We start from the raw sequence: 22,766 nt of genomic DNA, 5'->3' as shown, positions 1-22,766 counted from the left end.
GATCACCCGCGCAGCAGCTTGCGCGCGATCCGCCGTACCGGGGAGGTGTGCGTCGGCGCGACCCCGGCGATCACCGCCGCCAGGGCTTCGATCGCGGCATCCGCGACCTGGTCCGCCGGCGGCTCGTCGGGGTGGATCCAGACGTGGTCCGGACCGGGCCGGGCCGGGACCAGGTCGCTGAGGTCGCCGACGACGTCGACGCCCGCACCCTGGATCCACTCGAGCCACTCGCCGGTCACCTTCTCGACGAACGGCCAGCGACCCTGCGGCACGACCACCGGGATCGGGTCCGGCCGTGCCCCCAGGGAACCGCGGACCACGACGTCGCGGACCAGGTCGATGTAGACGGCGCGCGGGATCCGCTTCGGGCTGAGCAGCTTGTTGAGCCGGCGCACCACCGAGGCCTCGGCCACGCCGAGGGAGGCGTTGAAGTTGGTGCTCTCGACCTTCGCCACCCGCGGGTCGATGCCGACCACTCCGGCGAACCGCTTCCAGAGCTCTCCGGGAGGTCCGCCCTTCGGCGGCACCGTGACGACGTGCACCTGTGCCGGCGCGAGCCCGTTGCCCCAGCGGGTGAGGACGTCCGGGATGCTCTGCACCCGCCAGAACCACAGCGTCGGGGAGGAGCGGCGGCCCTGGGCGACCTCGCTCATGAACTTCTTGAACGACCTGCGGCTGCGGTGCTTGATCAGCTCCTGCCACTCGGCCGGGATCTGCCGGGCCAGGTCGCGCGCGGTGAGGATGACGTGCACCTCGTCGCCCGCGAACGCGGCCATCGCCTTCGCCACCTGCGCCGACGAGGCGGCGGCCAGGATCTCGTGACTGATCAGCACGTCCCCGGAGGTCCGCTTGGCCTCGGCGACGATGGCCGCCCACTGGCCCTTCGCGACGGCGCCCTGCCCGGCCCAGCGCTCCTCGATCAGGTCGAGCGCGGCCTCGAAGTGGTCACCGGTCCGGGTCGGCAGGTAGGTGAGCCCGGCCTTCGCGACCGCGTCCCGGTTGAGGTCGAGACGGTCCTGCAGGTACGACGTCCCACTCTTCGGTGTCCCGATGTGGAGGAAGACGCGACGTGGCATGGCCGCATTCTGCCGTACGCCGTCCGGGCCGCGGTGCGGACTAGGCGGAACCCGCTAGCGCGGTCACCACGCGGGAGACGCTGGGCTTGCCGAGCACCCCGGCCATCCAGGTGCTGGTCGCGACCAGCGCGTCCAGGTCGACCCCGGTCTCGACGCCCAGCCCGCGGAACATCCACACCAGGTCCTCGGTGGCGAGGTTGCCGGTGGCGCTCTCCGCGTACGGGCAGCCGCCGAGTCCGCCGGCGCTGGCGTCGAAGGTCCGGATGCCGTGCTGCCAGGCCGCGTACGCGTTGGCCAGCGCCTGGCCGTAGGTGTCGTGGAAGTGCACCGCCAGCACGTCGTCGGGCAGTCCGGCCGCGTTGAACGCGTCGAGCAGCGCGCCGACCTGGCCCGTGGTGCCGACGCCGATGGTGTCGCCGAGGGAGAGCTGGCTGGCGCCGAGGTCGAAGAGCCGCTTGCCGACCGCGACCACCTGGTCGACCGGGACCGCACCCTCCCACGGGTCGCCGAAGCACATGCTGATGTAGGCGCGGACGTCCATCCCGGCCGCGCGGGCCCGGGCCACCGTCGGCTCGAACATCGCGAACTGCTCGTCGAGGGAGGAGTTGAGGTTCTTCCGGGCGAAGGTCTCGGTGGCGCTGCCGAAGATGGCGAGGTGCTCGCAGCCGAGCTCGAGGGCACGGTCCAGGCCGCGTTCGTTCGGGACCAGCACCGGGTGCTTGCGGCCGTCGGGGCCGAGCAGCTCGATCAGCTCGGCGGCGTCGGCCAGCTGCGGGACCCACTTCGGGTGCACGAACGAGGTCGCCTCCACGATCGGCAGGCCGGCCGCCACCAGGCGGGTGATGAACTCCGCCTTGGCCGCCACCGGCACGATGCCCTTCTCGTTCTGCAGGCCGTCGCGGGGACCCACCTCGTAAATCGTGACGTCGCGGTCACCGGGCATCGAGCTTGTCGAGCTGCCGGCACTCATGGTCGCCTCGTCTCGACAGGCTCGACGTCCGAGGCCGTCCCCCCGGCGTCCGAGGCCGTCACCTCGACGTCCGAGGCTGTCACCTCGAAGAGCTGCTGCTTGAGATCGACCTGGCCGCCCACGGCAGCACCGACCTGGACGACGGTCCCGGCGAACGGCGCCTTCAGCGCCAGCTCCATCTTCATCGCCTCGATCACCCCGAGCCGCTGCCCCTCCTCGACCCGGTCGCCGACGGCGACGTCGATCGCGAGCACCGTCCCGGGCATCGGCGCGAGCACCGCGCCGGAGGAGTCCTGGCTCGCGGCGCCGGGCGCGAACGGATCCGGCCGGTCGAAGGTGAACGCGTTGCCGAGGACGACGACGTCGACACTGCGCGGACCGACCCGTACGGCGGCCTCCCGGATCCGGCCGTCGATCTCGATCCGCAGCCGATCGGGCTCGCGGGCGATCAGCCGGGTCGACGACTCGCCGTACGGGCCGACGATGCGCTTCCAGGAGACCGACCAGCGGGTCTCCTCGCCGTCGACCACCAGCAGGATCGTGGCGGGCGCGGCCGGTCCGGCGAGCCGCCAACCGTCGGCGGTCCCGAACGGGTTGCCGGGCTGCTGGCCGATCTCGTCGTCGGCGATCGCCCAGGCCGCGAAGATCGCCGCGACCTTGCTGCCGACCGGCGCGATCTCGTCGGGGTGCCGGTCGAGCCACGCGGTGTCGATCGCGCAGTCCCGGAAGGCGGGGCTGGCGGCGAGTCCGCGGAGGAACCCGACGTTGGTGGTCAGGCCGAGGATCGCGGTGCCGTCCAGCGCGCCGATCAGCAGCTTGCGGGCAGCCTCCCGGTCGGGGCCGTGCACGATCACCTTGCCGAGCATCGGGTCGTAGGAGCTGCTGACCACCTGGCGGGGCTCCAGCGCCACGTCGTTGCGGGAGCGGTCGGACCAGCGCACCATCTCCGCCGTCCCGGCCTGGGGCAGGAACCCGCCGAAGGCGTCCTCGGCGTAGACCCGGGCCTCGATCGCGTGGCCGGTGACCGTCACGTCGTCCTGGGTCAGCGACAGCGGCTTGCCCATCGCGACCCGGAGCTGCAGCTCGACCAGGTCGAGGCCCGTGATCGCCTCGGTCACCGGGTGCTCGACCTGGAGCCGGGTGTTCATCTCCAGGAAGTACGCCGCGTCGACCCCCGGCGTCGCGTCCACCAGGAACTCGACCGTGCCCGCGTTGACGTAGCCGACCTGCTCGGAGAGCGCGACCGAGGACTCGGTGAGCAGCCGGCGGAGGTCGGCGCTGAGCGTCGGCGCCGGCGCCTCCTCCAGCACCTTCTGGTGCCGGCGCTGGGTCGAGCAGTCGCGCTCGTAGAGGTGGATGACGTTGCCCTGGTCGTCGCCCATCACCTGGACCTCGACGTGTCGGCCGCGCTCGACGTACTTCTCGATCAGGAGGGTGTCGTCACCGAAGGCGCTGGCCGCTTCGCGCTTGGCTGCGGCGATCGCGTCGTCGAGCTCGTCGGCCGCGCGCACCACCCGCATGCCCTTGCCGCCACCGCCGGCCGCCGCCTTGACGAGCACCGGGAAGTCGCCGGCCGCGATCTCCGAGACGGCCGCGTACGACGGCACCACCGGCACCCCGGCGGCGATCGCGATCTCGCGGGCGTGGTCCTTGCGGCCCATCCGGTCCATCACCTCGGCGGCCGGGCCGACGAAGACCAGGCCGGCGTCGACCACCGCACGGGCGAACTCGGCGCGCTCGGAGAGGAAGCCGTAGCCGGGGTGGATCGCCTCGGCGCCGGTGTCGGCGGCGGCCTTGAGGATCGCCGGGATCGAGAGGTAGGACTCGGTCGCCGGGGTCGGTCCGATCAATACCGCCGCGTCGGCGTACCGGACGTGCGGCGCCTGCCGGTCGCCCTCGGAGTACACGGCGACGGTGCGCAGGCCCATCGCCCGCGCGGTCTTCATCACCCGGATGGCGATCTCGCCCCGGTTCGCCACCAGCAGGGTGCCGAAGGGTCGTCCAGTCGGTCGGGTCATGGCCGCTACATCCTGAAGATTCCGTAGTGGGGCTCCGGGACCGGCGCGAGCGCGGCGACCTCCAGGCCCATGCCGAGCACCCGGCGGGTGTCGGCCGGGTCGATGATGCCGTCGTCCCAGAGCCGCGCGGTCGAGTAGTACGCCGAGCCCTGGACGTCGTACTGCTCCCGGATCGGAGCGCGGAACGCCTCCTCGTCCTCGGCGCTCCACTCCTCACCCTTGCCCTCGATCCCGTCCCGGCGCACCGTCGCCAGCACCGAGGCGGCCTGCTCGCCGCCCATCACCGAGATCCGCGCGTTCGGCCACATCCACAGGAAGCGCGGGTCGTAGGCCCGGCCGCACATGCCGTAGTTGCCGGCCCCGAACGAGCCGCCGATCACGACGGTGAACTTGGGCACCACCGAGCAGGCCACCGCGGTGACCAGCTTGGCGCCGTCCCGGGCGATGCCGTTGTTCTCGTACTCGCGGCCGACCATGAAGCCGGAGATGTTCTGCAGGAAGATGATCGGCGTCTTGCGCTGGTTGCAGAGCTCGATGAAGTGGGCGCCCTTGCGAGCGGACTCGGCGAACAGGATCCCGTTGTTCGCGACGATGCCGACCTGGTGCCCCCAGATGGTGGCGAAGCCGGTGACCAGGGTCTCGCCGTACAGCTTCTTGAACTCGTGGAACCGGCTGCCATCGACGATCCGCTCGATCACCTCGCGGACGTCGTACGGCGTCCGCGAGTCCGTCGGAACCACGTCGTAGAGCGACTCGGCGGAGAAGCGCGGCTCCTCGACCTCGGCCGCGGACCTCCCGACCCCGGACATCGAGCTTGTCGAGATGCCCGCACCCGACGCACCCCGCTGCTCGGGCAGCGTCCCGACGATCGACCGGATGATCGCCAGCGCGTGCGCGTCGTCGTCGGCCAGGTGATCGACCACGCCGGACTTGCGGGCGTGGACGTCGCCGCCGCCGAGGTCCTCCGCGGTGACGACCTCACCGGTGGCGGCCTTCACCAGCGGCGGACCGCCGAGGAAGATCGTGCCCTGCTCCTTGACGATGACGGTCTCGTCGGACATCGCCGGGACGTAGGCGCCGCCGGCCGTGCAGGACCCCATCACGGCGGCGATCTGCGGGATGCCCTCGGCGGACAGGTTCGCCTGGTTGAAGAAGATCCGGCCGAAGTGCTCCTTGTCGGGGAACACGTCGTCCTGCATCGGCAGGAACGCGCCACCGGAGTCGACCAGGTAGATGCACGGCAGCTTGTTGGCGCGGGCGACCTCCTGGGCGCGGAGGTGCTTCTTCACCGTGATCGGGTAGTAGGTGCCGCCCTTCACGGTGGCGTCGTTCGCGACGATCATGCAGAGCCGACCACCGATCCGCCCGATGCCGGTGACGACGCTCGCGCTCGGCACCGCGTTCGCGTCCTCCGGACCGGTCCCGTACATCCCGTACGCCGCCAGGGCGCTGAGCTCGAGGAACGGGCTGCCCGGGTCGAGCAGGGTGTCGATGCGGTCGCGGACCAGCAGCTTGTCGCGGTCGGTGTGCTTCTTGCGGGCGCTCTCCGAGCCGCCCAAGCGCACGACGGCGAGCCGCTCGCGCAACTGCTCGACGAGCTCCTTCATTTCCGATGCCACGGTCCACCCTCAGCCGAAGTTAACGATCGTTAACCTATCGTAGGGCGAAGTGGACGGAGAAATCCAGAGCAGGCTCGGCGAGGCCGAGATCGAGGCTCAGCCGAGCAGCGCGCGCAGCGCCATCGGGTTGAGGATCTCGCGCATCGCGTCGTCGGAGACCAGGGCGCTGTGCGGCGTCGAGTTGATCAGGCCGAACGCCGCGTGCACGGTCGCCTGACCCTGCGGGCCGCTGAGCTCGGGGCGGAGCTTGCGCAGCACCTTGACCCAGACGTCGACGTACTTGCGCTGGGTCTCCCGGACCTTCTCGCGGGCCTCCAGCGGCAGCGCGGACCAGTCCCGGTCCTGCACCACGATCAGCGGCTTGTGGTCGATGGCGAAGTCGACGTGCCAGGCGATCAGCGAGACCAGCGCGGCGTGGTCGTCCTCGGCCGCCCGGACCCGGGCCCGCCCCTCGCGGAGCAGCTCCTCGCTGATCGAGACCAGCATCTCCGAGAGGATCGCCTGCTTGCCGCGGAAGTGCTTGTAGAGCGCCGGACCGGAGAACCCGCACGCCGCGCCGAGGTCGGCGATCGAGACACCGTGGAACCCGTGCTGGGCGAAAAGCCCTGCCGCGGTCTCGAGGATCTGCTCGCGGCGGGTCGTGGTCACACCGAGGAGTTTAGGGGCTGCGTTAGCGAGCATTCACCAGTGCCCGGACGTCGAGCTTGTCGAGACGCGGTGAGGTCTGCGCGCACTATCACCGCGTCTCGACAGGCTCGACGTCCGATCGCGCGTGCACCTCGACCACCACTACAGCAGCCGGCCGACCTCGTCGTCGTACGCCGCCACCGCCGTGTCCGCCAGCCCGTGTCCGGTCGGGGCGTCGTCGGCCATCGCCAGGATCGTCGCCGCCCGGGCCGCCGCGTCGCCGGCCTCACCGGAGATCGCCGTACCGGGGTCCTGGACCTGTTCGCGGGTGCGGCCGCGGAGGAGGAGCAGTGCGTACGGGTCGGCGTCGATGTGCCAGGCGAGCTGGTAGCAGAGCGCCAGGACGTGCAGGCACGGTTGCGCCCAGGCGTCGCACTCGCAGGCCGAGTCCAGGTCCCCCGGGCCGGGGACGACCTCGACGCCCGCCTCGTCGGCGTGCTCCACCAGGTCGGTCGGCAGCTCGCCGGCCTCCAGCGCCGCCAGGTTGCCGGACTCGCGGGCGACCTCGACCGCGAAGGTCTCCCACTGGGCGTCGGTCAGGCGGCGCACCTTGACCTGCGCTATCAATGCAGAGGGGCTGCCCGGGTCGAGCACCGCGGAGGCCATCCCGGAGATCACCATCACCGCGCCGAGCCGGCCGGAGCGGGCCAGACCGCGCGCGGTGATCAGGTCGTTCGGCTCGATCACCGTCTCCTCGAAGCTGCGCACCCAGGCCTTCCCCCACCAGGTGGTGCTGCGCGCCGACGGACCGCGCGCCCGGCCGCGGCGCGCGAAGATCATCGGGTCCCCGCCGAGCTGACGGTCACCCATGGGGCGCCCTCAGCGCGACCAGGTCGCGCAGCTCGTCGTTGGAAAGCTCGGTCAGGGCGACGTCGCCGTTGCCGAGGACGGACTCGGCGAGACCGCGCTTGCGGGTGAGCAGCTCGCCGATCTTCTGCTCGATGGTGCCCTCGGTGATCAGCTTGTGCACCTGCACCGGCCGGGTCTGGCCGATCCGGTACGCGCGATCGGTGGCCTGGTCCTCGACCGCCGGGTTCCACCACCGGTCCACGTGGATCACGTGGTCGGCACGGGTCAGGTTGAGTCCCGTGCCGCCGGCCTTCAGGGAGAGCAGGAAGACGGGAGCCTGGCCGGACTGGAACGCGTCGACCAGCTGCTCGCGCTGCCGGATCGGGGTGCCGCCGTGCAGGAAGAGCGTCGGCACGTTCGCGGCGGCGAGGTGCCGTTCGAGCAGTCGCGCCATCGCGACGTACTGGGTGAAGAGGAGCACCGCGCCGTCCTCGGCGAGGATCGTGCCGAGCAGCTCGTCGAGCAGGTCGATCTTCTCCGAGCGCCCCTTGATCCGGCCGTTCGGCTGCCGCAGGTAGTGCGCCGGATGGTTGCAGATCTGCTTGAGCCCGGTCAGCAGCGCCAGCACGAGGCCGCGGCGGGCATCCTCGTCGGCCGCCTCGATCCGCTCCATCGACTCCCGGACCAGCGCCTCGTAGAGCACCACCTGCTCCTGGGTGAGCCCGACCACCTGATCGGTCTCGGTCTTCGGCGGCAGCTCCGGCGCGATCCCCGGATCGGACTTGCGGCGCCGGAGCAGGAACGGCTCGACGAGCTGGGCGAACTGGCGCGCGACCGCCGCGTCGACCCCGCTCTCGATCGGCGCCGCCCAGACCTTGCGGAAGGCGTTGCGCGACCCGAGCAGCCCCGGCGTCGCCCAGTCCAGGATCGCCCAGAGCTCGGTCAGGTTGTTCTCCACCGGGGTGCCGGTGAGGGCGACCCGGCAGCGCGAGCCGATCAGTCGCAGGTTGCGCGCGGTCGAGGAGGTCGCGTTCTTGATGTGCTGCGCCTCGTCCGCGACGACCAGGTCCCAGGAGACCGCGGCGAGCGCCTCGTGGTCGACCCGCATCGTCCCGTACGTCGTGAAGACGAACCCGTCACCGATGCCGGTGAGATCACGGTCGGCGCCGTGGAACCGGCGGGTCGGCACGCCCGGGGCGAACCGTCGTACCTCCCGTTCCCAGTTGCCGAGCAGCGAGGCCGGGCAGACCACCAGGGTCGGCCCGCTCGCCAGGCCGCGCTCGCGCCGGTGCAGGTGCAGCGCGATCACGGTGATGGTCTTGCCGAGGCCCATGTCGTCTGCCAGGCAGGCGCCGAGCCCGATCCCGGTCAGCTCCGCCAGCCAGGTGAAGCCCTGCCGCTGGTAGTCGCGCAGGGTGGCGTCGAGTCCGCCCGGACTCTCCAGCGGACTGACCGTCGCGGCGTCGACGACCTTGGCGCGCGCCTTCTCCAGCGTCGCGCCTGGGTGCACCTCGACGGTGGCGCCGTCGACGTCGATGGAGCCGGTCAGCGCCGCCCGCAGTGCGACGGCCGGCGCGATCGGCTTGCCGTCGCGGTGCTTGCCCATCGCGACCTTGGCGCGTCGGGCCAGCGCCGGGTCGATCACCATCCAGTTGTTGCGGAGCTTGATCACCGGAGTGCTGGCGGCCGCGAGGGTCGCCATCTCGTCGTCGGTCAGCGGGTCGTTGCCGAGCGCCAGCCGCCAGTCGAAGGCGAACAGCGCGTCCGGGCCGAAGAGCCCGGTCATCAGGGGCTCCTCGCGGTCACCACCACCCCGGGCCTCGACCCGCGCCTGGGGTGTCAGCTCCTGACGGAGCCCGCGCGGCCAGTAGACCTCGACGCCGATCTCGGCGAGTGCTTCCAGGCCCACCTCGAGCAGGTCGGCCAACTCGTCGGCGCTGAGCACGAGCCGGTCGGGAACCCGGCGCCGGAGCAGGCCGTCGAGCACCGGCCATGCGGCGGCGGCCCGGCGGAGCGCGACGGTGGCGTTGACCCGGGCCTTGCGACCGAAGCCGTGACTGCCGGGGCCGCCGTCGTCGGCCGACCAGAGCTCGGCCAGGTCGCTGACGTGGGTGGCCAGGTCGACCTCGTGCACCTGCGGCACCACGCTCAGGGTGCCGGCGGCCAGCTCCTCCTCGGGCGCCTCCACCCGGAGCGAGACGTAGACCTCGGCGGGGAGGTCGTCCATCACCCGGTCGGCCAGCCGCTCGTTGAGCCGTTCGGCGACGGTGGTCCGCGGGGCCGTGGACGGCGGCGCCCCGGCCGCGACCGCCTGCGCCGGCTGCCGCGTCATCGTGTCCGCGACCGCGTCGAGCAGCCCCCGGACCAGGTCCTCGGCCTGCTCGGCGTCGACCTCGTCGTAGGTCCGGGCCAGCGCGAGCTGCCGGACCCGGTCCTCGTCCTCGTGGGTCAGCGGACCGACCTGCCAGGCGGTGCCGGCCTCGGCGCGCGACAGCGAGCCCGCGGCGACGAACTTCATCGCCAGCATCGTCGCCGCGCTGAGCAGCGTGACCGAGGCATGAGCGTCGCCGACGCGCAGCGCGCGGGTCAGCACCGGGATCGCCCCGCGCATCGGCAGCCGCACCACCCGTTGCGGGCCGGAGAACTCGACCTCGCTGTCCCGCGGCGGATCGGCGAGGTAGAGCGTCGCCGGGCCTTGCAACGGGACAAAACTCACGCAGTCGCCTCCCAGGCGTTGACGGGACTGCAATCTAACGCCGGGGACCCCCAGCGAGTTCCCCGCGGGTCAGCTCCAGAGTGCCGAGTACGGCAAGGCCCACAGCCGCTCACCGAACGGCAGCGGCTTGGTCCCCGTGTAGAAGACGACCCCCAGCGAGAAGCGCGACCCGAGCTTGTCACGGAGAAACGTCAGGCCCCTGAAGTCGGCTCCTGCGACCGAGCCGGATGCCTTCGTCTCGACGCCGGCGACCCGGCGGTCGTCACTCTCCAGCACGAGATCGACCTCGCGTCCGTTCCGATCACGGAAGTGGAAGAGCCGACCTGAGTCGCGGATTCGCTGCAGCCTGGTCGCGGATTCGCTTCGCACCTTCAGCACGATCTCGTCCTTCCGGTCAGCAGGTCGGTACCTGCGGCGGAGGCGGCACCCCCGCCCCGCGGGCGAGATTGGGTGGCATGACGATCCTGCTCTCCGACCCTCGCGTCCTGGCCGTGCCGGTGCCGGCCACCGACGAGCCCCTGGTGACGCTTCCGCCGTCGTACGGTCCGGCCCGGGCGCTGGTGCGTGCCGGCCTCGCCGACCGGCTCGCGGAGGCAAGCCTGCTGCTGCCGGCGGGGATCGACCTCCGGGTAGTCGAGGGGTACCGCCGTCCGACCGACCAGCTCGCGATCATCGCCCGCTACTCGGCCGAGATCTGCGCGCTCCGCCCCGGGATCTCCGCGGACGAGCTGGACCGGCTGACCAGCCGGTTCGTGGCTCCGCTGGAGGTGGCTCCGCACGTGGCCGGCGCGGCCGTCGACCTCACCCTGGTCGATGCCTGCGGCGACGCACTGGACCTCGGCACGGCGATCGACGCCACCCCCGAGGAGTCCGGCGGGCGTTGCTACTTCGCCGCCGAGGACATCTCCGCCGACGCCCGGGCGAACCGGGACCTGCTCGCCTCGACCCTGGAGGCGGCCGGGCTGGTCAACTACCCGACCGAGTGGTGGCACTGGTCGTACGGCGACCGCTACTGGGCGCTGATCACCGGCGCCCCGACCGCGCTCTACGGTCCGGCGTACGTCGCGGACGCCGCGGCATGAGCCACCCGGTGCGCACCTCGCCGCGGACGGCCGTCGCCGGCTCCGCGCCCCGCCTGGAGATCGACCTGAGTGCGATCGCCGCGAACACCCGGCTGCTGGCCCGCCGCAGTACCGGCGACCTGATGGCCGTGGTCAAGGCCGACGGCTTCGGTCACGGCGCCGTCGCGGTCGCCCGGACGGCGCTCGCCGCCGGGGCGAGCAGCCTCGGCGTGACCAGCATCGCCGAGGCGCAGGCGTTGCGCGCCGCCGGCCTGCATGCGCCGGTGCTGAGCTGGCTGAACGCTGTCGACGCGGACTGGGCCGGCGCGGTCGGCCAGGACGTCGACGTCGCGATCCCGTCCCGCGACCACCTCGACGCGCTCACCCGCGCGACCATCGGCGCCCGGGTGCACCTGAGCCTGGACACCGGGATGGGCCGGGACGGCTGCTCCCCGGTCGAGTGGGCCGACCTCTGCCGAGCGGCCCGGATGGCGGAGCGCCAGGGCCGGCTCACCGTGGTCGGGATGATGGGGCACCTGCCCTGCGCCGACGTACCGGAGGACCCGAGCAACAGCCGCGGCCGCAACCGGTTCAGCTGGGGCCTGATGACGGCCCGGGCAGCCGGTCTGCGCCCGACCGTGCGTCACCTGGCCGCGACCTCCGCGACCCTCCTCGACCCGCTCGCACACCACACCACCACGCGGGTCGGCGCCGGGCTGGTCGGCATCGACCCGAGCCGGACGACGGCGTTGCGGCCGGCGCTGACGCTGACCGCGCCGCTGGTCGAGGTGCGCAGCATCCACGGCGGCACCTCGATCGGCTACGGCCACACCTGGACCGCGCCCGGCCCGACCCGCCTCGGGCTGGTCCCGCTCGGGTACGCCGACGGCCTGCCGCGGTCCGCGTCCGGGCGTGCCGAGATGCAGGTTCGCGGCGAGCGGGTGCCGGTCGTCGGCCGGATCTCGATGGACATGGCGGTCGTCGACCTCGGCGCCTCGGGGGCCGAGGTCGGCGAGATCGTCACGGTCTTCGGGCCGGGCGACGCCGGCGAGCCGACCGTGCGGGAGTGGGCGGACGCGGCCGACGTCCTCGAGCACGAGATCGTCACCGGCCTGGGGGCGCGGGTCGCACGCGGGTTCCGCCCGGCTCGCCCTCCGGCGGCGGCGCTGAGGAGCGTCCGATGATCCGGGTCGCCGTCATCGGCGGCGGCCAGAACTGCGAGCACGAGGTGTCGCTGGCCTCGGCCGCGTCCGCATCGGCTGCCTTCGACCGCAGCCGCTTCCAGGTGGTCGAGCTGACCATCGGCGTCGACGGGTCCTGGAGCCACGGCGCCGAGCTGCTCACCCTCGGTACGGCGATCGACCTGCTCCAGACCTGCGACGCGGTGCTCCCGCTGGTGCACGGCCCGCGCGGCGAGGACGGCACCCTGGCGGCGCTGTGCGAGCTGGCCGGGGTGCCGTGCGTCGGGTCCGGGCTCGGCGCCGGTGCGCTGGCGATGGACAAGTGGGTGACCAAGCTGATCGCGCAGGCGCACGGCATCGGGGTCGCCGACGGCGTGCTGCTCACCGCGGCGACGGCGCCGTCGTACGGGTGGGACGGGGTGGTCGTGGTGAAGCCGGTGGCAGCGGGTTCCAGCCAGGGCGTCAGCCTGGTCCGCGAGGAGCGCGACCTGGCCGCGGCACTCGATGCCGCGCTCGCCCTGGACGACCGCGTCCTGGTCGAGGAGGTCGTGGTCGGCCGCGAGATCGACCTGGCCGTCCTCGGTCGTCCCGACGGCAGCCGGGTGGTGGCTCCGGCGCTGGAGATCGTCGTCGACGGGTTCTTCGACTTCGACAGCAAGTACGGCGGCAGCGCCGACTTCCGGATCCCGGCGGCGATCGACGCCGCCGAGCTGAAGGGTCTCGAGGACGCCGCCGTGACGATGTACGACGCCCTCGGGTGCGCGGGAGTCGCGCGCGTCGACTTCTTCCTCACCGAGTCCGGGCCGGTCCTCAACGAGGTCAACACGATCCCGGGCTTCACCGAGCAGTCCCAGGCGCCGAAGATGTTCGCGGCCGCCGGGACGCCGTACCCGGAGCTGCTGGAGCTGCTGGTGCGGGACGCGCTCGCCGGTGACTGAGAGAATGGCTCCATGAGCGATCGAGGTGCGAGCACGGGCTGGACAGCGTTCCGGCCCTGGCTGCCGGACGCGATCCTCGGTGTCCTGGTGCTGGTGGCCGGGCTGATCGAGCAGAACAGCTTCGCCTACCTCAGCACCAGCATGCGGGTGAACCTGGTCGTCCTGGCGATCTTCATCGCGATCACCGTCGGGCTCGCCCGGCGCGCGCCCGGCCTCGCACTGCTGCTGGTCTGGTTCGTCTGCTCGATGCAGGTCGCCTTCGGCATCCCGATGCTCCTGGTCGAGGCCGCCGTCGTCGTGGTCGGCTTCGGTGCCGCGCGCTGGGGCAACCACGTCACCGTCGTCCTGAGCGGTCTGTCGATCCCGGCGGCAGGGTTCATCGCGATCGCGTTCCTGAAGGCCCGCGGCTTCGCGAGCGTCGTCGACTCGGAGCGGTTCCGCACCTTCTACGACACCGTCCAGAAGTTCAGCGACACCTGGCAGGTGGGCGCCGGCGTCCTGGCCGCTGCCTGCCTCGCGGTGCCGTGGATGGCCGGTCTGGTGCTGCGGTTCAGCAGCCGGGCGGCCGAGTCGCTGGAATCGCAGGCCGCCGCCGAGGCGGATGCCGCGCAGGCGCACCGGGAGCGCGAGCAGGCCCGCGAGATCGCCCGGCTCCGGGAGGAGCAGGCCCAGCTCGCGCACGACGTGCACGACGTGGTCGGCCACTCCCTCGCGGTGATCCTGGCGCAGGCGGAATCGGCGCAGTTCCTCGACGATGCCGACACCGCGGCGCTGCGGCTCTCGATGGCGAACATCGCGACCTCGGCCCGGAGCTCGCTCCAGGACGTCCGGCACGTGCTGACTCCGGCGCAGGAGTCCTCGTCCGCACCGGGAGGGTTGCTGGACCTGGTCGAGGGCGTCCGCGCCAGCGGCCACGAGATCGCGTTGTCCGAGACCGGCGCGGCGCGGCCGCTACCGCCGGAGGTCGCCACGATCGCGTACCGGGTGCTCCAGGAGATGCTCACCAATGCGATCCGGCACGGGGTCCGGAACAAGGTGCTGGCGGTCTCCCTGGACTGGGGCAACGAGCTGGCCATCGAGGTGACCAACTTCGTCGGCGAGGGCGACGCGCAGGCCGAGCAGGCCGAGGACCAGGGCGGCGGCCAAGGAGTGCACGGGATGCGCCGGCGGCTGGAGTCCGCGGGTGGTCGGCTCGAGATCCTGCGCCGCGACTCAGGGTCGCTGCAGACCTTCACCGCGACCGGCTGGATCCCGATGCGTACGGTCTACCCGTGAGCACCTCTGACATCAAGGTCCTGCTCGTCGACGACCAGGACCTCTTCCGCGAGGGCGTGGCCGTGATCGTCGGCGCCCAGGACGGGATGAGCGTGATCGGTTCGGCGGCCGACGGGTTCGAGGCGGTCCGCCTTGTCGACGAGCTGGAGCCGGACGTCGTGCTGATGGACATCCGGATGCCGGAGATGGACGGTGTCGAGGCGACCCGGCAGATCTTCAGCCCCGACCGGGTGGCGCGGCGGTCGTCGCCGGTGCGGGTCGTCGTCCTGACGACGTTCAACCTGGACGACCGCGCCGCGACCGCGATCCGGTACGGCGCCAGCGGCTTCCTGCTCAAGGACACCACCCCGGTGATGCTGCGCGACGCGATCCGGACCGTGCACGCCGGAAACGCGGTGCTCGCGCCGGCGGACCTCTCGGTGCTGATGGACCAGCAGTTCCAGGCGGTCACGCCCGCTCCGGCGCCCTACCTGGAGCTGACCGAGAAGGAGCGCGAGGTCTTCGACGCGGTGGCGCGCGGGATGTCCAACGCGGAGATCGCCGGCCTGGTCTTCGCCAGCGAGTCCACGGTGAAGACCCACGTCGGCGCGATCCTCCGCAAGCTGGCGCTGCGGGACCGGGTCCAGATCGTGGTGTTCGCCCACGAGCACGGCCTCGTCCCCCGGTGAGTTCCGCCATGATGGGGTCATGACCGATCTGGAGCAGGGCGAATCAGTAGCCCCGGTGCACGGCGCCGTCCAGGCGTACGCCGAGCTGCAACCGACCCTTCTCGAGGTCACCGACCAGTACGTCGACCTGATCACCCGGCTTCTCGACGACGCCGGCATCAACTACCTCTCGGTGACCGGCCGCGCCAAGAGCGTCGCGTCCTTCGCGGCCAAGGCGAACCGGTCACGCCCCGGCACCCCCGCCCACGACGAACCGCTGGCCGGGATCACCGACCAGGTCGGCGTCCGGGTGATCACCTACGTGCTCTCCGACGTTGCCGCGGTGGCGGAGCTGCTCGCCGACCAGATGAACGTGCTCGACGACCGCGACATGGCGCAGGAGACCGCGAGCAAGGGCAGCTTCGGCTACGCGAGCCGGCACGTGCTGGTCGACCTGGACGCCCCGCTGGTCCGGCCGGCATCGGTCCAGGTCCGGACGGTGCTCCAGCACGCGTGGGCGGAGTTCGAGCACGACATCCGCTACAAGGGCACCATCCCCGAGGAGTACGTCCCCGACCTCGACCGCCGCTTCACCCTCGCCGCCGGACTGCTGGAGCTCGCCGACCGGGAGTTCTCCGAGATCCGCGACCGCCTGCAGGCCGCGACTCCCCAGCCGCACGAAGGCGAGGACGCCGGAGACCCGCGCCTCTCGGCCCAGGACCTCGCCGCTTTCCTCTCCGGCCAGTACGCCGACGCCGGCTGGTCCCGCACCGACCACTACACCTGGATCTCCGGGTTGTTGCTGGAGCTCGGGATCACGTCTCTCGAGGAGCTCGCGGGTCTGCTGACGTCGGTGGACAGCGGCGTGATCAACGAGCGGCTGGCCTACAAGTACCCGCCGGGAGCCGTGCGGCGGCTGGATGATGCGCTGCTGGCGGTGTTCGGGCAGGGGTACGTGGATCTGCATGGGAACTCGCACCGGGTGGAGATGCTGCGGACTCGGTTGGAGAAGCTGCGGGCGGAGTCGGTGGAGGGGACTAACTCCAACAACGATCTGTAGCAGTAATGCTACATTCTGTTTCATGGCGATCCCGCAATCGACGTCGAGCCCCGTGATCTCGGTCTCCGACCTGCACATGAGCTACGGCGACCACCTGGTCCTCAACGGCGTCTCGTTCGAGGCCCGACCCGGTGAGGTCCTGGCACTCCTCGGACCCAACGGCGCGGGGAAGAGCACGACGATCGAGATCCTCGAAGGGTTCCGCAACCGATCCCACGGGAAGGTCTCGGTCCTCGGGGTGGACCCGGCGACGGCGGACGAGGCGTGGCGGGCGCGTCTGGGCATCGTGCAGCAGTCGTGGCGCGACCACGGACGGTGGGGGGTGCGTCAGCTGCTCGAACACTTGGGTGCGTACTACGCGCCCTTCTCCGAGCCCTCCCGTCCGCGCCCGATGGACGTCGACGAACTCCTGGCGACCGTCGGGCTCTCCGAGCACGCGAACCAGAAGGCCGGATCGCTCTCGGGCGGTCAGCGGCGTCGGCTCGATGTCGCGATCGGCCTGATCGGTCGACCCGAGGTGCTCTTCCTCGACGAACCCACCACGGGCTTCGACCCGCAGGCGCGGCGCGACTTCCACGACGTCGTACACGGTCTCGCCGACCTCGACGGCACCACGATCCTGCTGACGACCCACGACCTCGACGAAGCTGAGAAGCTCGCCGACCGCATCCTGATCCTGGCCGGCGGGCGCATCGTCGCCAACGGCAGCGCGGCCCAGCTCTCGCGCGAGGTCGAGGGACGCACCGAGGTGCGTTGGAGCCAGGACGGAGAGCACTTCGTCCACGCCGCCGACGACGCCACCCGCTTCGTGCGCGAGCTCTTCCAGCAGCACGGCGACGCCATCGGCGACCTCGAGGTCCGCCGCAGCACCTTGGAGGACAGCTACATGACTCTGGTCCACCGCTTCGAGACCGACCCCGTAGGCAGCGCCCAGCGAGAGACCCTGGAGGTCGTCCGATGAGCACGACGTCCGGCGCGCGCTTGCCGAGCCCCGTCCTGCAGGCGGCCCGACTCGGTATCAGGCGCGGGTACATCGAGATGATGCACAGCCTGACCAATCGCGCCGACCAGATCTGGATCGTCGTGATGAACGGCGTCTTCGTGGGAGTGCTCGTCCTGCAGCGCAACTCCGACCTCGCCGACACCGGATACTCGCTCGCGGTGGCGACGCTGCCCGGGCTCATCGGCATGAACGTGGTCATGGGTGAATGGATGGGCACCGCCCAGATGCTCGCCGTCGAACGCGAGGACGGCACGCTCCTGCGGGCCAAGTCGACGCCGCACGGGATGCTGGCCTACCTGGTCGCACGCGTCACCTTGGCGGTGCTCAACACGGCTCTCGGCCTGGTGATCTTCCTGGTTGCCGGCCTGTTCCTGCTTCCCGGCCTCAACGACGTACCGGTCAGCGGTTGGCTGATGCTGCTCGGAGTGTTCCTGCTCGGGATGCTCGCCACGATGCCGTGGGGCGCAGTCGTCGGGGCCTCGGTGAAGTCGGCCGGCGCCGGATTCGGTCTGACCTTCTTGCCGATGATCGTGCTGATCGCGATCTCGGGCATCTTCTACCCGATCACCGGGATGCCGGACTGGCTCCATCCGGTCGCCCAGGTCTTCCCGGTCTACTGGCTCGGCGCGGGGATGCGCGAGGCACTGCTCCCCGATGCCGCAGCGGCAGCCGAGCTCGGCGGGCAGTTCCACACGCTGACGATGTTCGGAGTGCTCGGCGGCTACGCGGTCCTCGGCCTGCTGGTGGCACCTCGTGTGCTGCGGGCGATGGCGCGGAAGGAGTCCGGGTCCGTCGTCGAGGGCCGGAAGGCCAAGGCCATGCAAGGGTGGGGCTGACATGGCACCCTCCAGCGAGCTCGTCCACCAGCGCATCGCCATGCTCCGAGCAGAGCGAGGCATCTCCCGCCGCGACCTGGCGGACGGGGTCGGCGTGCACTACCAGACGATCGGCTACCTCGAACGCGGCGAGTTCAGCCCCAGCCTCCACCTCGCCCTCAGCATCGCGGCCTTCTTCGAGGTGCCGGTCGAGGTCATCTTCTCCCTGGCGCCGTTCCCCCGGCTCGGGGAGCAGACCGCCTGAGGGCCGACTACCCCTTGACCCGCCCCGTCTCATAGGCCCACATCGCGACCTCGACACGGTTGCGCGCGCCGAGCTTGGTCATCAGCGCCGCCACATGGGTCTTCACGGTGCTCAGGGTGATGTGCAGCTCGTCGGCGATCTCGGCGTTGGTGCGGCCGCGGGCGACGGTGAGGAGTACTTCTTCCTCGCGCTCGGTGAGCGGCTCGATCGGCTGGGCCGGTGGGGCCGCGCGACCGAGACCGGCCAGCGTGGTGAGCAGGCGGCGGGTGATGTCGGGCGAGATGAGCGCGTCGCCGTTCGCGGCTGCCTGGATCGCCTGGACCAGCAGCTCGGGCCCGGCGTCCTTGAGGAGGAATCCTCGGGCGCCGGCCTTGAGTGCCCCGTGCACGTACTCGTCGAGATCGAAGGTCGTGATGACCACGACGGCCATCGGGTCCTCGACGCCTGGGCCGGCGAGCTGGCGGGTGGCCTCGACGCCGTCGATGCCGGGCATCCGGATGTCGAAGAGGCAGACGTCGGGACGCAGCTCGCGTGCCACCGCCACCGCCTCGTGACCGTCGGTCGCCTCGCCGACGACCTCGATCCCGGGCTGGGCGTTGAGGATCATGGTGAGCCCGGTGCGGACCAGGACCTGGTCGTCGGCGACCACTACCCGGATCGTCGCGGGGGTCGTCACTGGGGCACCTCGCGAGGGAGCGTCGCCTCGACGGTCCAGCCGCCGAGCGGATCCGGTCCGGCCTGGCAGGCGCCGCCGAGCAGCTTGGCGCGCTCCGCCATACCGAGCAGGCCGTAGCCCACGCCCGGTCCGGGGCGGGCTGCTTCTCCGTCGTCGTGCACACGCAACCGTACGACGCCGACGTCGCCGGTGACCGCCACCGTGACGGTCGTGGCGTTCAGCGAGTGCCGGATCGCGTTGGTGACCGCCTCTTGGCAGATCCGGTAGACGGCGACCTCCACCGGTTGCGACAGACCGGCGAGATCACCGTCGCGGTGCACCTGCACCACCGGGCTCATCCGGGTCAGGTCGTCCAGGTCGCCGATACCCCGCGGTGGTGCGTAGTCAGCGGCCTCGCCGTCCCGCAGCACCCGGACCATCGTGCGCATCTCGTACAGGGTCCGTGATGCCTCCGCCTCGATCACGGCCAGCGCCTCGACCGCCGAAGCCGGGTCGGTGGCCGCCACCGCCCGCCCCGCCTGGGCCTGGATCGCGATCGCCGACACGTGGTGCGCGACGGTGTCGTGCAGCTCGCGGGCGAGCTCCCCGCGCTCGAGCGTCCGGACCTGCTGCACCTCGCGCTGGCGAGCCACCGCGCGGTAACGCATCGCAGCCCCCAGGGCGAACGCCGCGACCAGCACCGTGGAGCCACCGATCACCTCCGCAAGATCCTCGGTGGTCGCGAGACCCAGGCCGGCCGGTACGGCGACGACCGCCGTACCGATCAGCGCCTCGCGTCCGGATGCCCAGCGGTACAAGGCGTACGGCAGCAGCAGGACGCAGGCCATCACGTTGAGCCCCGCGTCGGAGATGTCGGCGACGAACATCGGGACGTGCAGCACCATCGCGCAGCCGAAGCCGGCCGCGGTTGCCAGGAGCGGATGCGTCCGCCGCCAGAGCAGGACCGGGATCACCAGGAACGCGACCACGGTGGCCAACGGCCGCGCCGGTACGTCGGTGCGGAAGATCGCCTCGCCCGCGGCTGTGACCAGCAGCGCGCCGACGAGAACCCAGTCCCGCCACACCCGCGCAGGCGGGTCCGGCGCGCGGGGCTCGGCAAGGATCGAGCGGAAGAAGTCGGCGAACACGTCCCCAGACTAGAGAGCGGTGACGGTCGTCGTACCGGGCTCAGGCACGAGCAGCGTCTCGTCCTTTCGGACGAGAAGGCTCCCGCTCCTTGGCCCGATGTGGATCGCTCGCCGACGGGCGAACGTGGAGGCATGTCGAATCTCCTCTACCGGCTCGGTCGGACCGCTGCCACCCGGCCCTGGGTCGCCATCGGCGCCTGGGTCGTCCTCGCCCTCGTCGTCATCGCCTCCTCGGTCGCCTTCGGGCGCGATCTCGAGGAGAGCTTCGAGGCACCCGGCCTCGACTCCTACCAAGCCGCGGAACTGCTGTCCGGGGCCCAGGCGGACGAGGGCGGGATCAGAGCCCAGGTCGTCCTCGAAGCACGGGACGCAGCAACCGCGCTGGCGCCGGTGGAGTCCGCCCTCGAGAAGCTCCCGCACGTGCTCGGGACCACCAGCACCGTGTCGCCGGACGGCACCGTCGCCCTCGTGCGGGTGCAGTACCCCGCGATCGAGCACCTCGCTGCCTCCGACCTGGACAACCTCAAGGAGGCAGTCGCCGACCTGCGCGAGGAGTCGCTGACGGTCGAGGCCGGAGGCGATCTGTTCTTCGCGTTCGAGGAAGCACCCGTCGGGCTCGGCGAGGTCGGGGGGATCGTCGTCGCGATGATCGTCCTGCTCATCGCCTTCGGCTCGTTCGTCGCGATGGGGTTGCCGATCGGGATGGCGCTGGTCGGTCTGGCCGTCGGCGTGACCTCGATGAAGCTGGTGACATATCTCGTCGACATCCCGGCGTGGGCGCCGGAGCTCGCGGCCATGGTCGGGGTCGGCGTCGGGATCGACTACGCGCTCTTCCTGGTCACCCGGCAGCGCGAGCACCTGGCCGCCGGTATGGCGGTCCCCGAAGCGGTCGGCCGCGCCCTGGCAACAGCAGGGCAAGCGGTGATCTTCGCCGGCGGCACGGTCGTCGTGGCGATCCTCGGCTTGCTCGTCGCAGGGATCCCGTTCGTGACCGGCGGCGGAGTCGCCATCTCCGCGATGGTGCTGGTGATGGTGCTCGCCTCGATCATCCTGCTGCCGGCGCTGCTCGGACTGGCGGGGCACCGGATCAACGGGCGCCGGCGGCAGGGGGTCGACGGGGTGCACCGGCCGAGCACCGGCTGGTACCGGTGGGGTGCTCACGTGACCCGCCACGCGACGGCGTACCTCGTCGGCGGGGCTGCCCTGATGGTGGCGCTGGCCGCGCCGGTGCTCGCGCTCAACCTGGGCTTCCCGGACGACGGGGCCAAGCCCGCGTCGACGACTGAACGACGGGCCTACGACCTGATCGCCGACGGGTTCGGTCCGGGGGCCAACGGGCCCTTGGTGATCGCCGTCGACATCGCCCGCGACTCCGCCGTCGTGGCGCCGCTGGCCGCTGCGGTCGCAGCAGACCGGGGCATCAAGGCGGTCAGCGAACCGGACATCGATCGCAGCGCCGGCGTGGCGACCATCGTGGCGCAGCCGACCACCTCACCCCAGGACGAGGCCACCAGGGCGACCGTCGCGAGGCTGCGCAGCGAGGTCTTCCCGGCGGTGCTCGACGGGACCGAGGCGACCGCCCACGTCGGCGGCCAGACAGCAACGTTCGCGGACCTCGGCGACCGGGTGCAGGAGCGGATGCCGCGCTTCGTGGTGGCCGTGCTGCTGCTGTCGTTCCTCCTGCTCACGTTGCTGTTCCGGTCGCTCCTGGTGCCGCTGAAGGCGGTGCTGATGAACCTGCTGAGCGTCGGCGCGGCGTACGGGGTGCTCGTGATGGTCTTCCAATGGGGCTGGGCGGCCGGGCTGATCGGCGTGGAGTCGACGGTGCCGATCGTGTCGTTCATCCCGCTGTTCATGTTCGCGATCCTGTTCGGGCTCTCCATGGACTACGAGGTGTTCCTGCTGTCGCGGGTGCGCGAGGAGTACCGACGCCACGGGGACAACACCCGCGCGGTCATCGAGGGGATCGCCGGCACCGGTCGGACCATCACCGCCGCCGCGCTGATCATGGTCGCGGTCTTCTCGGGCTTCGTCCTGGGCAGCGACCCGTCGGTGAAGATGATGGGAGTGGGACTAGCCACCGCGATCTTCCTCGACGCGACCGTCGTACGCCTGGTGCTCGTCCCGGCGACCATGAAGCTTCTCGGTGATGCGAACTGGTGGTTGCCGGAGTGGTTGGATCGGTTGCTGCCGCGGCTGGACTCGGCGTCGGTGGAGGAGGAATCCGACTTGACTTCAAGTTCACTTGAAGTTCGAGGATTCCCCTATGACGACACCGAAAGATTCGCCCGACGTGGCTGACATCCGATCCTTCATCGCACTCGCGAGCGAGGCTCAGAACCGTCCCGAAACGCTCCTGCCGATGCACACCGCCGACACGGCGGTCGTCAACATCGTCGGACGTCGAGTGCTGGGACTCGAGGCCCTCACGCACGCAATGACGAAAGCGCTGTCCTCGCCGTTGGCGAACGTCCGGACCAGTGTCGAGATTCTCGATGTGCGGTTCCCGCACGCCGATCTCGCCGTCGTGAGCTGCACCAAGGCCGTGCACGACGAGCGAACGGACGACGAGCGTTCGGCCGGCGACGACCTCGACGACTTCCCGACGACGAGCGCCCTGACCTACGTGTTGGTCCGGACGGGCGCGTCGTGGAAGATCGCGCTCGCGCAAACGACACCTGTCTACGCCTAGCCGATCCGGGCCTCGACGCGCTCCCATCTCCGGCCCATCGACTAGCAGGTCTCCAACCCCGAAAGCCATAGCGAGAACGTGTCATGACAACCGGAACTGAGGGGTACAGATTCGGGGGATGATGACTCACCCCCGAAGGCTCATCAGCGTG

21 protein-coding genes are annotated in these 22,766 nt (G+C 71.2%); 11 read left to right on the top strand and 10 right to left on the bottom strand.

What is annotated here, in order from left to right:
- Positions 1–2 precede the first annotated feature (2 nt).
- The 8 genes from EFK50_RS09430 to EFK50_RS09395 form a co-directional block, all read right to left on the bottom strand.
- Positions 3–1,076 carry a hypothetical protein gene (locus EFK50_RS09430; protein WP_123227332.1) on the bottom strand — a complete coding sequence of 358 codons (1,074 nt, stop codon included), beginning with the start codon at positions 1,074–1,076 and terminating at the stop codon, positions 3–5.
- A gap of 40 nt (positions 1,077–1,116) precedes the next feature.
- Complete coding sequence (locus EFK50_RS09425) at positions 1,117–2,046, bottom strand: hydroxymethylglutaryl-CoA lyase (RefSeq protein ID WP_123227331.1); 930 nt, start codon at positions 2,044–2,046, stop codon at positions 1,117–1,119.
- Positions 2,043–4,064, bottom strand: a complete 2,022-nt coding sequence (locus EFK50_RS09420) for an ATP-binding protein (protein WP_123227330.1) — start codon at positions 4,062–4,064, stop codon at positions 2,043–2,045. The genes EFK50_RS09425 and EFK50_RS09420 overlap by 4 nt, the downstream gene beginning before the upstream one ends.
- Before the next feature lie 5 nt (positions 4,065–4,069).
- Positions 4,070–5,671 (bottom strand): carboxyl transferase domain-containing protein, encoded by a 1,602-nt coding sequence (locus tag EFK50_RS09415; protein WP_123227329.1) that lies wholly within the window; start codon positions 5,669–5,671, stop codon positions 4,070–4,072.
- A 108-nt stretch (positions 5,672–5,779) separates the two neighbouring features.
- On the bottom strand, positions 5,780–6,331 hold the full coding sequence (locus EFK50_RS09410; protein ID WP_246004105.1) for an SACE_7040 family transcriptional regulator: 552 nt from the start codon (positions 6,329–6,331) through the stop codon (positions 5,780–5,782).
- 141 nt (positions 6,332–6,472) lie between these two features.
- Positions 6,473–7,180 carry an SWIM zinc finger family protein gene (locus EFK50_RS09405; RefSeq protein WP_123227327.1) on the bottom strand — a complete coding sequence of 236 codons (708 nt, stop codon included), beginning with the start codon at positions 7,178–7,180 and terminating at the stop codon, positions 6,473–6,475.
- A complete protein-coding gene (locus tag EFK50_RS09400; protein WP_123227326.1) occupies positions 7,173–9,875 on the bottom strand; it encodes a DEAD/DEAH box helicase in 2,703 nt (900 codons plus the stop codon). The genes EFK50_RS09405 and EFK50_RS09400 overlap by 8 nt, the downstream gene beginning before the upstream one ends.
- Positions 9,876–9,944: 69 nt before the next feature.
- Positions 9,945–10,151 (bottom strand): hypothetical protein, encoded by a 207-nt coding sequence (locus EFK50_RS09395; RefSeq protein ID WP_148046108.1) that lies wholly within the window; start codon positions 10,149–10,151, stop codon positions 9,945–9,947.
- A 179-nt stretch (positions 10,152–10,330) separates the two neighbouring features.
- On the opposite strand from EFK50_RS09395, the gene EFK50_RS09390 reads away from it, so the two are divergent.
- Genes EFK50_RS09390 through EFK50_RS09350 form a run of 9 tightly spaced genes read left to right on the top strand, consistent with a single transcriptional unit; the run spans position 10,331 to position 18,120 of the window.
- Positions 10,331–10,957: a M15 family metallopeptidase gene (locus EFK50_RS09390; protein WP_123227324.1), complete on the top strand. Its 627-nt coding sequence runs from the start codon at positions 10,331–10,333 to the stop codon at positions 10,955–10,957.
- Positions 10,954–12,120, top strand: a complete 1,167-nt coding sequence (alr, locus tag EFK50_RS09385) for an alanine racemase (protein ID WP_123227323.1) — start codon at positions 10,954–10,956, stop codon at positions 12,118–12,120. The genes EFK50_RS09390 and alr overlap by 4 nt, the downstream gene beginning before the upstream one ends.
- Positions 12,117–13,055 (top strand): D-alanine--D-alanine ligase family protein, encoded by a 939-nt coding sequence (locus EFK50_RS09380; protein ID WP_123227322.1) that lies wholly within the window; start codon positions 12,117–12,119, stop codon positions 13,053–13,055. Before alr ends, EFK50_RS09380 begins: the two co-directional genes overlap by 4 nt.
- A 12-nt stretch (positions 13,056–13,067) precedes the next feature.
- Complete coding sequence (locus EFK50_RS09375; RefSeq protein WP_123227321.1) at positions 13,068–14,330, top strand: sensor histidine kinase; 1,263 nt, start codon at positions 13,068–13,070, stop codon at positions 14,328–14,330.
- A complete protein-coding gene (locus EFK50_RS09370; protein WP_123227320.1) occupies positions 14,327–14,998 on the top strand; it encodes a response regulator in 672 nt (223 codons plus the stop codon). The genes EFK50_RS09375 and EFK50_RS09370 overlap by 4 nt, the downstream gene beginning before the upstream one ends.
- Positions 14,999–15,017: 19 nt before the next feature.
- On the top strand, positions 15,018–16,037 hold the full coding sequence (locus tag EFK50_RS09365) for a GTP pyrophosphokinase (RefSeq protein WP_123227319.1): 1,020 nt from the start codon (positions 15,018–15,020) through the stop codon (positions 16,035–16,037).
- Between the two features lie 22 nt (positions 16,038–16,059).
- Positions 16,060–16,998, top strand: coding sequence for an ABC transporter ATP-binding protein (locus tag EFK50_RS09360; protein WP_221177340.1), 939 nt, complete (start codon positions 16,060–16,062; stop codon positions 16,996–16,998).
- Complete coding sequence (locus EFK50_RS09355; protein ID WP_123227318.1) at positions 16,995–17,876, top strand: ABC transporter permease; 882 nt, start codon at positions 16,995–16,997, stop codon at positions 17,874–17,876. The genes EFK50_RS09360 and EFK50_RS09355 overlap by 4 nt, the downstream gene beginning before the upstream one ends.
- Position 17,877: 1 nt before the next feature.
- Positions 17,878–18,120, top strand: a complete 243-nt coding sequence (locus EFK50_RS09350; protein ID WP_123227317.1) for a helix-turn-helix transcriptional regulator — start codon at positions 17,878–17,880, stop codon at positions 18,118–18,120.
- Positions 18,121–18,127: 7 nt separating this feature from the next.
- On the opposite strand, the gene EFK50_RS09345 is transcribed toward EFK50_RS09350, so the two are convergent.
- Together EFK50_RS09345 and EFK50_RS09340 are read right to left on the bottom strand one after the other, a co-directional pair.
- Entirely contained in the window at positions 18,128–18,796 is a 669-nt protein-coding gene (locus tag EFK50_RS09345) for a response regulator (RefSeq protein ID WP_123227316.1), read from the bottom strand.
- Entirely contained in the window at positions 18,793–19,923 is a 1,131-nt protein-coding gene (locus EFK50_RS09340) for a sensor histidine kinase (RefSeq protein WP_123227315.1), read from the bottom strand. Before EFK50_RS09340 ends, EFK50_RS09345 begins: the two co-directional genes overlap by 4 nt.
- Before the next feature lie 132 nt (positions 19,924–20,055).
- On the opposite strand from EFK50_RS09340, the gene EFK50_RS09335 reads away from it, so the two are divergent.
- Positions 20,056–22,224, top strand: a complete 2,169-nt coding sequence (locus tag EFK50_RS09335) for an MMPL family transporter (RefSeq protein ID WP_123227314.1) — start codon at positions 20,056–20,058, stop codon at positions 22,222–22,224.
- Entirely contained in the window at positions 22,190–22,615 is a 426-nt protein-coding gene (locus tag EFK50_RS09330) for a nuclear transport factor 2 family protein (protein ID WP_123227313.1), read from the top strand. The genes EFK50_RS09335 and EFK50_RS09330 overlap by 35 nt, the downstream gene beginning before the upstream one ends.
- The last annotated feature ends 151 nt before the right edge of the window (positions 22,616–22,766 follow it).

It is taken from the genome of Nocardioides marmoriginsengisoli, assembly GCF_003725695.1.
GTDB classification, from domain to species: Bacteria; Actinomycetota; Actinomycetes; order Propionibacteriales; family Nocardioidaceae; genus Marmoricola; species Marmoricola marmoriginsengisoli.
The sequence above is the reverse complement of the archived record's forward strand: the minus strand, read 5'-3'. Positions and strand labels throughout refer to the sequence as shown.

What these genes read in the sequence shown, in the direction of transcription:
- EFK50_RS09380 (WP_123227322.1), top strand. Translation starts at nt 12,117, where the DNA reads ATGATCCGGGTCGCCGTCATCGGCGGCGGCCAGAACTGCGAGCACGAG.
- EFK50_RS09415 (WP_123227329.1), bottom strand. Translation starts at nt 5,671, where the DNA reads ATGAAGGAGCTCGTCGAGCAGTTGCGCGAGCGGCTCGCCGTCGTGCGC.
- EFK50_RS09350 (WP_123227317.1), top strand. Translation starts at nt 17,878, where the DNA reads ATGGCACCCTCCAGCGAGCTCGTCCACCAGCGCATCGCCATGCTCCGA.
- EFK50_RS09420 (WP_123227330.1), bottom strand. Translation starts at nt 4,064, where the DNA reads ATGACCCGACCGACTGGACGACCCTTCGGCACCCTGCTGGTGGCGAAC.
- EFK50_RS09360 (WP_221177340.1), top strand. Translation starts at nt 16,060, where the DNA reads ATGGCGATCCCGCAATCGACGTCGAGCCCCGTGATCTCGGTCTCCGAC.
- EFK50_RS09425 (WP_123227331.1), bottom strand. Translation starts at nt 2,046, where the DNA reads ATGAGTGCCGGCAGCTCGACAAGCTCGATGCCCGGTGACCGCGACGTC.
- EFK50_RS09355 (WP_123227318.1), top strand. Translation starts at nt 16,995, where the DNA reads ATGAGCACGACGTCCGGCGCGCGCTTGCCGAGCCCCGTCCTGCAGGCG.
- EFK50_RS09375 (WP_123227321.1), top strand. Translation starts at nt 13,068, where the DNA reads ATGAGCGATCGAGGTGCGAGCACGGGCTGGACAGCGTTCCGGCCCTGG.
- alr (WP_123227323.1), top strand. Translation starts at nt 10,954, where the DNA reads ATGAGCCACCCGGTGCGCACCTCGCCGCGGACGGCCGTCGCCGGCTCC.
- EFK50_RS09365 (WP_123227319.1), top strand. Translation starts at nt 15,018, where the DNA reads ATGACCGATCTGGAGCAGGGCGAATCAGTAGCCCCGGTGCACGGCGCC.
- EFK50_RS09405 (WP_123227327.1), bottom strand. Translation starts at nt 7,180, where the DNA reads ATGGGTGACCGTCAGCTCGGCGGGGACCCGATGATCTTCGCGCGCCGC.
- EFK50_RS09390 (WP_123227324.1), top strand. Translation starts at nt 10,331, where the DNA reads ATGACGATCCTGCTCTCCGACCCTCGCGTCCTGGCCGTGCCGGTGCCG.
- EFK50_RS09330 (WP_123227313.1), top strand. Translation starts at nt 22,190, where the DNA reads ATGACGACACCGAAAGATTCGCCCGACGTGGCTGACATCCGATCCTTC.
- EFK50_RS09335 (WP_123227314.1), top strand. Translation starts at nt 20,056, where the DNA reads ATGTCGAATCTCCTCTACCGGCTCGGTCGGACCGCTGCCACCCGGCCC.
- EFK50_RS09430 (WP_123227332.1), bottom strand. Translation starts at nt 1,076, where the DNA reads ATGCCACGTCGCGTCTTCCTCCACATCGGGACACCGAAGAGTGGGACG.